At 56.2% G+C, this 11,768-nt stretch carries 11 protein-coding genes; 9 read left to right on the forward strand and 2 right to left on the reverse strand.

What is annotated here, in order from left to right; genetic code table 11:
- Positions 1 to 56: 56 nt before the first annotated feature.
- Positions 57 to 1,277: a methionine adenosyltransferase gene (metK, locus tag QC823_RS14625; RefSeq protein WP_309657084.1), complete on the reverse strand. Its 1,221-nt coding sequence runs from the start codon at positions 1,275 to 1,277 to the stop codon at positions 57 to 59.
- Between the two features lie 243 nt (positions 1,278 to 1,520).
- Between metK and tkt the strand changes: the two genes are divergently transcribed.
- The 9 genes from tkt (at position 1,521) to QC823_RS14670 (ending at position 10,291) form a co-directional block, all read left to right on the forward strand.
- Entirely contained in the window at positions 1,521 to 3,533 is a 2,013-nt protein-coding gene (gene tkt, locus QC823_RS14630) for a transketolase (RefSeq protein WP_309657085.1), read from the forward strand.
- Positions 3,534 to 3,554: 21 nt separating this feature from the next.
- A complete protein-coding gene (locus tag QC823_RS14635; RefSeq protein WP_309657086.1) occupies positions 3,555 to 3,908 on the forward strand; it encodes a CidA/LrgA family protein in 354 nt (117 codons plus the stop codon).
- Entirely contained in the window at positions 3,898 to 4,614 is a 717-nt protein-coding gene (locus tag QC823_RS14640) for an LrgB family protein (protein WP_309657087.1), read from the forward strand. Before QC823_RS14635 ends, QC823_RS14640 begins: the two co-directional genes overlap by 11 nt.
- A gap of 23 nt (positions 4,615 to 4,637) precedes the next feature.
- Positions 4,638 to 5,708 carry a type I glyceraldehyde-3-phosphate dehydrogenase gene (locus QC823_RS14645; protein WP_309657088.1) on the forward strand — a complete coding sequence of 357 codons (1,071 nt, stop codon included), beginning with the start codon at positions 4,638 to 4,640 and terminating at the stop codon, positions 5,706 to 5,708.
- Positions 5,709 to 5,748: 40 nt separating this feature from the next.
- Entirely contained in the window at positions 5,749 to 6,918 is a 1,170-nt protein-coding gene (locus QC823_RS14650; protein ID WP_309657089.1) for a phosphoglycerate kinase, read from the forward strand.
- Between the two features lie 72 nt (positions 6,919 to 6,990).
- A complete protein-coding gene (fba, locus tag QC823_RS14655; RefSeq protein ID WP_309657090.1) occupies positions 6,991 to 8,055 on the forward strand; it encodes a class II fructose-bisphosphate aldolase in 1,065 nt (354 codons plus the stop codon).
- A 175-nt stretch (positions 8,056 to 8,230) separates the two neighbouring features.
- Entirely contained in the window at positions 8,231 to 8,947 is a 717-nt protein-coding gene (locus QC823_RS14660; RefSeq protein ID WP_309657091.1) for an HAD-IA family hydrolase, read from the forward strand.
- Positions 8,948 to 8,949: 2 nt separating this feature from the next.
- Positions 8,950 to 9,324 (forward strand): translation initiation factor Sui1, encoded by a 375-nt coding sequence (locus QC823_RS14665; RefSeq protein ID WP_309657092.1) that lies wholly within the window; start codon positions 8,950 to 8,952, stop codon positions 9,322 to 9,324.
- Positions 9,325 to 9,379: 55 nt separating this feature from the next.
- Positions 9,380 to 10,291 (forward strand): nuclease-related domain-containing protein, encoded by a 912-nt coding sequence (locus QC823_RS14670; protein ID WP_309657093.1) that lies wholly within the window; start codon positions 9,380 to 9,382, stop codon positions 10,289 to 10,291.
- A gap of 10 nt (positions 10,292 to 10,301) precedes the next feature.
- On the opposite strand, the gene QC823_RS14675 is transcribed toward QC823_RS14670, so the two are convergent.
- Positions 10,302 to 11,645 carry a deoxyguanosinetriphosphate triphosphohydrolase gene (locus QC823_RS14675; protein WP_309657094.1) on the reverse strand — a complete coding sequence of 448 codons (1,344 nt, stop codon included), beginning with the start codon at positions 11,643 to 11,645 and terminating at the stop codon, positions 10,302 to 10,304.
- Between the last annotated feature and the right edge of the window lie 123 nt (positions 11,646 to 11,768).

Consider the following 11,768-nt stretch of genomic DNA (forward strand, 5'->3'; position numbering starts at 1 on the left):
CCAAAAGGGCATTTTCTGACTTTTCCGCTTTCTCTTACATAGCGTTAAGAAAAAGCTTACAACGCAGCCGCGTCACGTAAGGCTTCCGCTTTGTCGGTCTTCTCCCACGGGAAGGCGGTAAAGGTCTCCACTTGCTCTTCGCCTTTATCGTTGACCCAGCGGTAGCGGTGCTCAAACGGTTCGCGGCCGAAGTGACCGTAGGCCGCCGTGAGCTGATACATCGGGTGCAACAGGTCAAGCATCTTGGTGATGGCGAACGGGCGCAGGTCGAAATGCTCGCGCACCAGTTTGACGATCTGGTCATCGTCGATTTTGCCGGTGCCGAAGGTGTCGATGGACACCGAGGTCGGCTCGGCCACGCCAATGGCGTACGACACTTGAATTTCACACTTGTCGGCAAGCCCGGCGGCGACGATGTTTTTCGCCACGTAGCGGCCGGCATACGCGGCGCTACGGTCCACTTTCGACGGGTCTTTGCCCGAAAACGCCCCGCCGCCGTGGCGCGCCATGCCGCCGTAGGTATCGACGATGATTTTACGCCCAGTCAAACCGCAATCGCCCACCGGGCCGCCGATCACGAACTTACCGGTCGGGTTGATGTGGTACTGCGTTTTCTCGTCTAACCATGCCGCCGGAATCACCTGCTCGATGATTTCATGCTTGACCATCTTGCGCAGTTCTTCCTGATCAATCTCTGGATCGTGCTGGGTGGAAAGCACCACCGCATCCACGCCACAGGGCTGGCCGTTGGCATCGTAGCGGAAGGTCACCTGGCTTTTGGCATCCGGGCGTAACCATGGCAGCAGGCCGTGCTTACGCAACTCCGCCTGACGCTCGACCAAACGGTGCGCGTAGTGGATCGGTGCCGGCATGAATGACTCGGTTTCGTTGGTGGCATAGCCAAACATCAGGCCCTGGTCACCCGCGCCTTGATCTTCTGGCTTGCTGCGATCAACGCCTTGGGCGATATCGACACTCTGCTTGCCAATCAGGTTCACCACGCCACAGGTACCGCCATCGTAGCCCACGTCGGAAGACGTATAACCGATATCGGTGATCACCTCGCGCACCAAGGTTTCGAGATCCACCCAGGCGTTGGTGCTGATTTCACCGGCGATAATGGCAACACCGGTTTTGACCATGGTTTCACAGGCGACGCGGGCCTGTTTATCGCGGGCGATAATGGCATCCAAGACCGCATCAGAAATCTGATCGGCAATTTTATCGGGGTGGCCTTCGGAAACAGACTCGGAGGTAAACAGGGAATATTCGCTCATCGCGCTCTTGACCCTCTGGGTGACGGCTGCGGCATATAGCATCAGCAGGAAATCACGGCAGGAGTGCCCTGCCCACATAAAATAGAGAAGCGGGTTACTCACTTCGGGAGGCAGAGTTTACACGCTGTAGGCAATGCTTCCCAGACTCTATCCCCACAACAGCGCGGGAGAATTTGCCGCCGCTGCCGAAGTCAGCGACAATAGCGCCCTCATTATTTCCGTTTGCAGGCGAGGAGCACCCCCATGCCGTCCCGTTTTGAGCTGGCCAATGCCATTCGCGCCCTTTCCATGGATGCCGTTCAGAAAGCTAAATCTGGCCACCCTGGCGCGCCCATGGGTATGGCGGATATTGCTGAAGTATTATGGAATGACTATCTCAAGCATAATCCCGAAGACCCCAAATGGCCCGACCGTGATCGTTTTGTGCTCTCCAACGGCCATGGCTCCATGCTGCTCTATTCGCTTTTGCACCTAAGCGGCTACGATTTAAGCCTTGAACAGCTGCGCAACTTCCGCCAACTGCACTCGCCCACCGCGGGTCACCCAGAATACGGCTACGCGCCGGGCATTGAGACCACTACTGGCCCGCTGGGTCAGGGCTTAGCGAACGCCGTCGGCATGGCGCTGGCAGAAAAGACACTGGGCGCGCAGTTCAACCGCCCTGGTCACACCGTCGTCGACCATCATACATGGTGTTTTGTGGGTGATGGTTGCCTGATGGAAGGCATTTCCCACGAGGTCGCGTCGTTCGCCGGCACGCAACAGCTGGGCAAACTAATTACGTTTTATGACGATAACGGGATCTCCATCGACGGCGAAGTGGAAGGCTGGTTCACTGATGATACCGCCAAGCGCTTTGAGGCCTACGGCTGGCACGTCGTGCCGAGCGTCGATGGCCACAAGCCCGATGAGATTCAAGCGGCGATTGAACTTGCCAAGCAAAACAGTGACAAGCCCAGCCTGATCATCTGCAAAACTATTATTGGCTTTGGCGCCCCCAATAAGCAGGGCAAAGAGGAGGCGCATGGCGCGCCGCTGGGTGACGACGAAGTCGCCGCCGCACGCAAGCAGCTCGATTGGCCTCACGCAGCGTTTCATATTCCCGAGCCGATTTATTCCGCCTGGGATGCACGCGACGCGGGTAAAAACCGCCAACAAGCCTGGGAAGAACGTTTCAGCCGTTACGCCGAGGCCTTCCCCAGCGAAGCGCGTGAGTTTAAACGCCGTATTAAGGGGCAACTGCCGACAGAACTCTCCAGCGAAGCGCTGGTGCAACAGGCCCAAGAAAAGGGCGAGAATATTGCCTCGCGCAAGGCATCGTTTGCCACACTCAACACACTTGGCCCGCAAATGCCGGAGCTACTCGGCGGTAGCGCCGACCTTGCTCCGTCCAACCTGACTTTTTGGAACGGCGCCAAAGCGATCACGCCAGACGATGCCAGCGGCAACTATTTGCACTATGGCGTGCGCGAATTTGGCATGGGCGCGATCATGAACGGCATCGCGCTGCACGGCGGTTTTGTGCCTTACGGCGCGACCTTCCTGATCTTCATGGAGTACATGCGCAACGCCGTACGGATGGCCGCCCTGATGGGGCAACAGGCAATCTATGTCTTCACCCATGACTCTATCGGCCTCGGCGAAGACGGCCCGACACACCAGCCCATTGAGCAGCTTACCAGCCTGCGTACCACGCCCAATTTGTGTACCTGGCGCCCTTGCGATGCTGCCGAAACAGCGGCCTCCTGGGATGCCGCGCTTAAGCGCCACTCCGGCCCGTCAGCACTGGTGCTTTCACGCCAGAACCTGCCACACCAACCGCGCAGCAAAGCGCAGTTGGCCGATATCCAGCGCGGTGGCTATATTCTTAAAGACTCCTCACTGAAGGACTACGACGGGACACCGGCGCTGATTTTGATCGCCACGGGTTCAGAGGTGGCGCTGGCCATGGACGCTGCCGCCGAACTGGAAAGTGCCGGGCACGCCGTGCGCGTGGTATCCATGCCTTCTACGTACCGTTTCAATGGCCAGGACACCGAGTACCGCGAGCGCGTTTTACCCAGCCACGTCACTAAGCGTATTGCCATCGAAGCGGGCCATGCCGATTACTGGTACAAATACGTGGGCCTTGGCGGCCGCGTGATTGGCATGACCACTTACGGCGAGTCCGCCCCGGCGGGCGATCTGTTCAAGCACTTTGGCTTTACCGTCGATAACGTGGTGAAGCAGGCAACTGAACTGCTCAACCAGCGCTAACACACTCATATAACAGTGATCATGACGGCACTGGGCGGTTTTTTGTGGTTAATCAGCTTCTGGCTTATCGGGGAAGTGGCGGTGTATTTCACCGCCTTACCGATTTCTTCTGGGGTGATCGGGATGCTTTTATTGTGCATCACGCTCGCGCTTCGCGGCGGTGTCCCCGAGAGTCTGGCGGCCGCGGCGCAACCGCTGATTGCCCTGTTGGCGATGCTGATTATGCCCGGCGTTGTGGGCGTTTTCTTCATCGCCGGCGAGCTTGTCGGACAATGGACGGCGATTTTTGTCGGGTTGGTGTTGGGCACGCTGCTTAGCGTTGTAACCACGCTATGGCTGTTGCAGCGGCTCATGCGAGGCCATCATGCTGAGTGAGCCGCTTGTCGATCGGCTAACCGACACCCCGCTATTTGCCGTTGGGCTCACGCTTGCCGCCTACTTGCTGGGTATGGCGCTTTTTCGGCGCTTAAAGCAGCCGCCATGGTTTCCAGCGATACTGATTGCGGCGCTGCTGCTCGCGGGTTTTCTCGCTATCAGCGGCATTCATTACACTGTCTATCAAGACGGCGCCCGTTGGCTTTCCGTGTTACTCGGCCCCGCCACGGTGGCGTTGGGGATGCCGCTTTATCAGCAGCTGCCGCGAATTCGTGAGCTGTGGCGACCGCTGGTCATTTGTTTGCCGATTAGCGCCAGTCTTGCGGCGCTTTATGCCGTGGGCATCGCGAAGCTGATGGGTGCTTCCGATGACGTCATAGCCTCGCTGGCAGCCAAATCGGTCACCGCGCCCATCGCCATTGGCATCACCGAACAGCTCGGCGGTTCGGTCGCGCTTTTAATGGGGGCGCTACTGATTACCGGCGTCGCGGCCATTGCGTTTGTCAGCCTGGTGACACGGGTAATGAAAATTCGTGATGAACGCTTAATCGGTTTTGCACTCGGCCTTAACGGTCATGCCCTTGGCACGGTAAGGGCATTTGAAATCGGCCCCACGGCTGGTGCTTTTGCGTCGCTGGGCATGAGTCTAACCGGCATTTTCACGGCCCTTCTTCTGCCATGGGGATGGCGCTTGCTCGGCGGATAACAGCCTGCGAATTGAGGAGACACATGGGAGAGCCAGTTGCCCCCTACCGCATCGCCATCAACGGTTACGGCCGCATCGGACAGTGCGTGCTGCGCGCGCTGGTGGAGCGCGAGCTGCCTCATCTTCAAGTGGTGGCCATCAACGAGCTTTCTGACCTTGCCACCATCGCGTACCTAACCCGTTTTGACACGACCCACGGGCGCTTTCCCGGCACGGTGGAACACACAGAAGAAAACGGCGCCGATCACCTGATCATCAACGGTCAGCACATTCGTGTGTTGAGCGAACCTGATCCGGCAAAGCTTCCTTGGGGCTCGCTCGACGTGGACCTTGTACTGGAGTGCTCCGGCAGTTTTAAAGATCGCGACACCGCGGAGCAGCATTTAGCGGCTGGCGCCAAACGGCTGCTTTTCTCCCAGCCAGCGGAAAGTGACGTTGACGCCACGATTGTGTGGGGCATCAATCACGGCACATTGAATGCTGGGCAGCGTATTCTTTCGGCCGCGTCCTGCACCACGAATTGCCTTGTGCCGCTACTCACGGTGCTAGACGAAGCGCTCGGAGTGGAACACGGGGTCACCACCACCATTCATTCGGCGATGAATGATCAGCCCGTCATCGATGCGTATCATCAGACCGACCTGCGCTTAACGCGCTCGGCGATGCAGTCGATTGTGCCGGTCGATACCGGGCTTGCTCGCGGCATTGGGCGCTTGATGCCCTCGCTTATCGATCGCGTTGAGTGCCTGCACGTGCGTGTCCCCACGATCAACGTTTCGGCCATGGACATGGCCATTACGGTGCGCCGCGATACCCACGCACAAGAGGTCAACCACCTCTTGCAAACGGCGAGCCAAACACGCTTAAAAGGCGTACTCGGCTACACGGAAGCCCCCATGGCGTCCATCGACTTTAATCATGACCCGCGCTCCGGCATCGTCGATGCCACCCAAACCCGTGTCGCCGGCACGCGGCTCGTCAAGCTGTTTTGCTGGTTCGACAATGAGTGGGGATTTGCCAATCGCATGCTGGATATTAGCCTGCACCTAGCGACGTCCCGCTCTCAGCCCAGCGCGATGCCTTTAACGACCTAATCAACACGCTTTACCGTTATTAATACGAGGACAGTTTCGCATGAACGTGCAAAAAATGACCGACCTGCCACTAAGCGGGCAACGTGTACTGATTCGTGAAGACCTTAACGTACCGGTCAAAAATGGCAGCGTCTCAAGCGACGCCCGGCTGCGTGCGGCGCTACCCACGATTCAAGCCGCCGTTAACGCCGGGGCAAAAGTGTTGCTGATGAGCCACTTAGGCCGCCCCACGGAAGGTGAGCCTGCTGAAGAGTTCTCGCTTGCCCCCGTGGCAACACGTCTTGGCGAGCTTCTAGATCACCCTGTCAAACTGGTAAAAAATTACCTTGACGGCAACCTTACGTTGGCCGACGGCGAGGTTGCCCTGTTAGAAAATGTGCGCTTTAACAACGGCGAGAAAAAAGACGACGAGGCACTTGCCAAACAATACGCTTCGCTATGCGATATTTTCGTCATGGACGCCTTCGGCACCGCTCACCGCGCTCAAGCATCAACTCACGGCGTCGCCCGCTTTGCCCCTAAGGCGTGTGCCGGCCCGCTTCTCGCCAACGAGCTCGAAGCGCTGGAAAAGGCACTGGCCAACCCGGCCCGGCCGATGGCGGCTATCGTTGGTGGCTCCAAAGTATCCACCAAACTCGATGTCCTGAATGCACTTTCTAAAACATGCGATCAGCTTATTGTGGGGGGCGGTATCGCCAACACGTTTATTGCCGCCGCCGGCTATAATGTAGGCAAATCGCTTCACGAGGCTGATTTGATTCCGCAGGCCAAAACGCTGATGGAAACGGTCGATATCCCGCTGCCCACCGATGTGGTGGTGGCCACCGAGTTTTCTGAGTCGGCGAAGGCGACCGTGAAGCCGGTTGATCAAGTCGGCGATGACGAAATGATCCTCGATATTGGCCCCGAGACCGCCGTGCACTTAGCCAGCCTGCTGAGAGAAGCGGGCACTATTTTATGGAACGGCCCAGTGGGCGTGTTCGAGATCGATCAGTTCGGCAAGGGCACCGAAGTGATCTCGAAGGCTATCGCCGAGAGCCCGGCCTTTTCCATCGCGGGCGGTGGCGATACGCTAGCCGCTATTGATAAATACGACATTGCCGAGCGCGTTTCGTATATTTCCACCGGTGGCGGCGCATTTTTAGAGTACGTTGAGGGTAAAAAATTACCAGCCGTTGCCGCGCTTGAGGCCGCTGCCCAACACGGTTAATACGTCATCATTTGCGCTTTTACACATTCAACAAACCACTATATTCACAGACAACTTAAGTAAGGTGACCCTATGGCTTTAATCAGCATGCGCCAAATGCTGGATCACGCCGCCGAGTACGGCTACGGCATTCCGGCATTTAACGTCAATAACCTTGAGCAGATGCGCGCGATCATGGAAGCCGCCGATAAGACCGATTCGCCGGTCATCATTCAGGCCTCCGCCGGGGCGCGTAAATACGCCGGGGCGCCGTTTCTGCGCCACTTGATTCTGGCAGCGGTTGAGGAGTTCCCGCATATCCCGGTCGCCATGCACCAAGACCACGGCACAAGTCCCGCGGTATGCCAACGCTCAATTCAACTGGGTTTCTCCTCGGTAATGATGGACGGTTCGCTCGGCGAAGACGGCAAGACGCCGATGGATTACGCCTACAATGTCGACGTCACGCGCCGTACCGTGGAAATGGCCCACGCCTGTGGCGTCTCTGTCGAAGGTGAACTGGGTTGCTTGGGTAGCTTGGAAACCGGCATGGCCGGCGAAGAAGACGGCATCGGCGCGGAAGGCAAGCTCGACATGGAGCAGCTTTTAACCGACCCGGAAGAAGCCGCTGAATTCGTCAAAGCCACCCACGTGGACGCACTCGCCATTGCCATTGGCACCAGTCACGGCGCTTACAAATTCACGCGTCCGCCCACCGGCGACACCCTTTCCATCCAGCGCATTAAAGAGATTCACGCGCGCATCCCTGATACGCACCTAGTGATGCACGGCTCCTCCTCGGTGCCGCAGGAGTGGCTTGAGGTGATCAATCGCCACGGTGGCGAGATCCCCGAAACCTACGGTGTGCCGGTAGAAGAGATCGTCGAAGGCATCAAGCACGGGGTGCGCAAGGTCAATATTGATACCGATCTGCGTCTCGCTTCCACCGGCGCGGTACGCCGTTTTCTCGCCGAGAATCCGGCCGAGTTTGACCCGCGCAAATTCCTCAAGGAAACCGTCTCGGCCATGCGCGATCTGTGTATCGCACGTTACGAAGCCTTTGGCTCAGCCGGCAATGCTGCAAAAATTAAACCGGTTAATCTTGAAGAGATGTCCAAGCGCTATGAAAACGGCGAGCTCGATCCTAAGGTGAAGTAACCATCTACATGATGACGTGAAAAGGCAGCCATATTGAGCTGCCTTTTTACCCAGAGTTAACGCAAGCGAGAAAAGAGATAGAACACTGTTCGTTAACGTCGTAATATGATGACTCTTTACCAGCATTTCTCTTTTGTGTCCGATAGGCACGCCTAGGGCGTTGCAAGGATTGACGATGTTTTTGCCTCTTCTGCTGTTTGATTGCGATGGTACGTTAGTGGATAGCGAGCCACTGCTGGCAGAAGAAATGGCCGTTGGCCTTAATGCCGTCGGCTTACCCTTCGCCGCTTCTGATTACATGGGCGAGTTCCGGGGCGCTCGTTTTCGCCGAATCGTGGCGGAGTTGCAAAAACGTCATGGCGACGTGACCGCTGACCAGCTCGATATTATGGAAAGCGCCATGCGTGCAAACCTTGCCGAGCGCTTGACGAGTGAGCTGACGACGATACCCGGAGTTCGGGAAGCACTCACTCAACTCTCCGCCTATCCAAGCGCCGTTGTCTCTAATGGCCCAGAGAACAAAATTCGTGCTGCCCTTCACACGACAAGACTCAGTGAGTATTTTGGCGAGCGGCTGTTCAGCGGTTATACCGCTAACTGCTGGAAACCAGAACCGTGTTTGCACCTGCATGCCGCAAGCATTATGGGGTTTAACGCTTACGATTGCATCGCAATCGATGATGCCCTGGTGGGCGTTCAAGCTGCGCTCGAAGCTGGTATGACTGTTATTCATTTAAACCGCTTCTCCGACGTTGAAAGAACACCGGAAGGGGCCATCATGATCAGCAGCATGCTTCAATTGCCCGCCGTAGTTGAACGACTGACACGGAAAAAATGGAACACAAACCTTGCGTCTTCGGCCACCAAAGGCGTATCCATCAAAGGAGCGTAATCATGCCTTCCATGCGCGACCAACTCGGTGGGCTGGTCTACTCGACAGACCAAGGCGACACATGCCCGACATGCCGTGAACCCCTGGCAGAGTGCCATTGCGAGGCGTTAGCCGAACAAGAGCGAATCGCCGCACTGGATGGCATCGTGCGCATTCGCCGTGAAACGAGTGGGCGCAAAGGCAAGGGCGTAACAACCTTAACGGGCATTCCCCTGCCTGAGAACGAACTCACCCCCTTAGCTAAGCGGTTAAAAAAGCGTTGTGGTACCGGTGGTTCCGTTAAAAATGGCGTAATCGAAATTCAAGGCGATCAGCGTGAGACGCTGAAACAAGCGTTAACGGAGCTAGGTTACACGGTCAAATTGGCTGGCGGTTAGAGCATTTCCCCTTTAACCTCAGCATGACACTAGCCGCAACCCACAAGGCAATGGCATGGTTTGGTTGGAATACCTATTACCCCTTATTTTTCTTTTCCCCATGGCGGCCATGGGGGGCATCGTGTTGGCGCTTCGTAGCCTTCACGACGGTCGCATTCATTCGCCTTTCGATGCACACCTTTTATTTGCTCCCGGCCAAGCGTTGCGCAATCGACTCGACAAAGCCTTTTCCAGCCTTTTTTTAAACGGCACGTTAGGGCCTCTCATCAGCTTAGCTCCGCTGGTTTATGGCATGGGACGCATGCTGTTTGTAGAGCGTCAAGACTGGATCGAGTGGGCGCTTTATGGCTTGCTAAGCTCACTATTAGTGCTGCTATTTTCGCTGCTTCTGATTCGTGACTATCAGCGCATTCGGCGATTAAAACTGGGGTTAGCATGTGACCTTGCCGTTGGGCAGGAGCTTGAGCGCCTTATCCGCCCCGATACCCATCCTTACTACGTTTTTCACGATGTGCCCACCGATAGCTTTACCATCGATCATGTGGTCGTTACGCCTCACGGCGTATTTGTGGTGGAAACAAGAGCGCGCACCCGAGCCATTGGCTCCGATGGGCATGAATTAAATCAAGTATTTGTTGAACGTGAGCGGTTACGCTTTCCTCACTGGCAAGAACGCCGCCCTCTTTACAAAACACGTCAGGCAGAACAATGGCTAAGTCAGTGGCTAGAAAAAGGCTGTGGTGTGCGGGTGCCGGTTCGCGGTGTGTTAGTGTTACCCGGTTGGGAAATCGATACGCGTGACGCGGCCAGCGATGTGCTCGTTGTCAGTGGCGAGACATTGTCACGCCAACTCGCCGAACTGAAACCCGGCGAGTTAAGCGATGCCATTCACGACAAGGTTATTTATCTTCTGCTAGAGCAGGCACGCTTGATGGAACTTAAGCATTTACGCCAACCCTCTGTATAACCTCATGGCTTTAATCGCCTTTCAGTTTGCCACCCATCTCTTGAGCTAAATCTACCGCATAATGATCTGTCATGCCGCCGATAAAATCGAGCATACGCCGGTAGCTATCGTACAACGGCCACTCCCGCTGCGGCCGGTTTTCACCTATCAGAGCTAAAACACGCTGATGTTTAAACGATGGCTGCCCTGTTTGATGGAGCTCGTGTGCGGCACCAATAAAGGCCTCAAGGAGAATCCCTAATGTGGTGTAGGCGCCAATTTCAAGTTTAGCCTTGCGCTCATTTTGAAAAATTCGCTCACGGGCAAGCTGTTTCGCTGCCTGCACACCCCAGCCTAAATCGGGATGACAAAGCTCCAACAAATCAGCGTCCAAACGCCCATTTAGCAGCGCTTGCTCGTGCTGCACAAAAACCGCACCGACTTCGTTCACCGCGCGCTCCATGGCGGCTCCTCGCAACAGCGCGATACAGCGGCGCTGAGAAACTCCACGCGCAAGCATTTGCGCATACTCCGCCGGCACCTCGCCTGCGATATGTTGAAGAATATCCGCCACCTCTTCATAGCGCAGAATCCCCATTTCCAGACCGTCTTCTAAATCCAGCAAGGCATAACAGATATCGTCCGCTGCTTCGACCAGCCATGCAAGGGGATGACGACACCAGCGGTCTTCTCCTTGCGGCAACAATCCTAGTGCATTCGCGACATCGCGCAATAAGGGCAACTCGGATTGATAAGCACCAAACTTTCCCTCTTGGCTACGATGCGTTACCGCCCAAGGGTACTTTAATAGCGTTCCGAGTGTTGCCGTGGTAAGGCGCATTCCACCCTGAAATTGGTTGTATTCAATTTGCGTAATCACGCGAAAGCCTTGCGCATTGCCTTCATAGGTCAGTAAGTCATTGCGCTCAGCTTGCGAGAGCCCATCAAGCCAGCCGCTCACTTGCGCCCGTTGGAACCAGTCGCGGATCGCGTACTCCCCGGCATGCCCAAACGGAGGGTTGCCAATATCATGACCAAGGCATGCCGTTTGAACAATCACCCCCAGATCTGCCGGTGAAATCCATGAGGGCAAGCGCTCTTGCAACAGTTCGCCAACAATCATGCCCAACGAACGCCCGACACATCCCACTTCGAGTGAATGCGTTAAGCGAGTATGAATGTGGTCATTCTCTGTTAGTGGATGCACCTGCGTTTTCCGCCCTAAACGACGAAACGAGCCAGAAAAGACAATACGGTCATGGTCTTTATGGAAAGGGCTACGGCCTATTTCACGCGTATTGTCTAAATGACTGTCTGAGCGTTTATCGTGAAGGCGCTGTGGTGAAAGCAGTTGCTCCCAGTGCATTCGGGTCATGTCACTCCTCCTTGGACGAGGCATTCTGACATAAAAAAATCCCCCCGGGCGTGTGCCCGGGGGGATTTTTCAGATAAGTGCCTGACGATGACCTACTCTCGCATGGGGAGGCCCCACACTACC

The organism is Vreelandella vilamensis (genome assembly GCF_031451755.1).
Lineage (GTDB): Bacteria > Pseudomonadota > Gammaproteobacteria > Pseudomonadales > Halomonadaceae > Vreelandella > Vreelandella vilamensis.

Excerpts from the sequence above, each read along its gene's own strand:
- QC823_RS14660 (WP_309657091.1), top strand. The coding sequence starts at position 8,231 with ATGTTTTTGCCTCTTCTGCTGTTTGATTGCGATGGTACGTTAGTGGAT.
- QC823_RS14640 (WP_309657087.1), top strand. The coding sequence starts at position 3,898 with ATGCTGAGTGAGCCGCTTGTCGATCGGCTAACCGACACCCCGCTATTT.
- QC823_RS14675 (WP_309657094.1), bottom strand. The coding sequence starts at position 11,645 with ATGACCCGAATGCACTGGGAGCAACTGCTTTCACCACAGCGCCTTCAC.
- tkt (WP_309657085.1), top strand. The coding sequence starts at position 1,521 with ATGCCGTCCCGTTTTGAGCTGGCCAATGCCATTCGCGCCCTTTCCATG.
- QC823_RS14670 (WP_309657093.1), top strand. The coding sequence starts at position 9,380 with ATGGTTTGGTTGGAATACCTATTACCCCTTATTTTTCTTTTCCCCATG.
- QC823_RS14635 (WP_309657086.1), top strand. The coding sequence starts at position 3,555 with ATGACGGCACTGGGCGGTTTTTTGTGGTTAATCAGCTTCTGGCTTATC.
- QC823_RS14665 (WP_309657092.1), top strand. The coding sequence starts at position 8,950 with ATGCCTTCCATGCGCGACCAACTCGGTGGGCTGGTCTACTCGACAGAC.
- metK (WP_309657084.1), bottom strand. The coding sequence starts at position 1,277 with ATGAGCGAATATTCCCTGTTTACCTCCGAGTCTGTTTCCGAAGGCCAC.
- fba (WP_309657090.1), top strand. The coding sequence starts at position 6,991 with ATGGCTTTAATCAGCATGCGCCAAATGCTGGATCACGCCGCCGAGTAC.
- QC823_RS14650 (WP_309657089.1), top strand. The coding sequence starts at position 5,749 with ATGAACGTGCAAAAAATGACCGACCTGCCACTAAGCGGGCAACGTGTA.
- QC823_RS14645 (WP_309657088.1), top strand. The coding sequence starts at position 4,638 with ATGGGAGAGCCAGTTGCCCCCTACCGCATCGCCATCAACGGTTACGGC.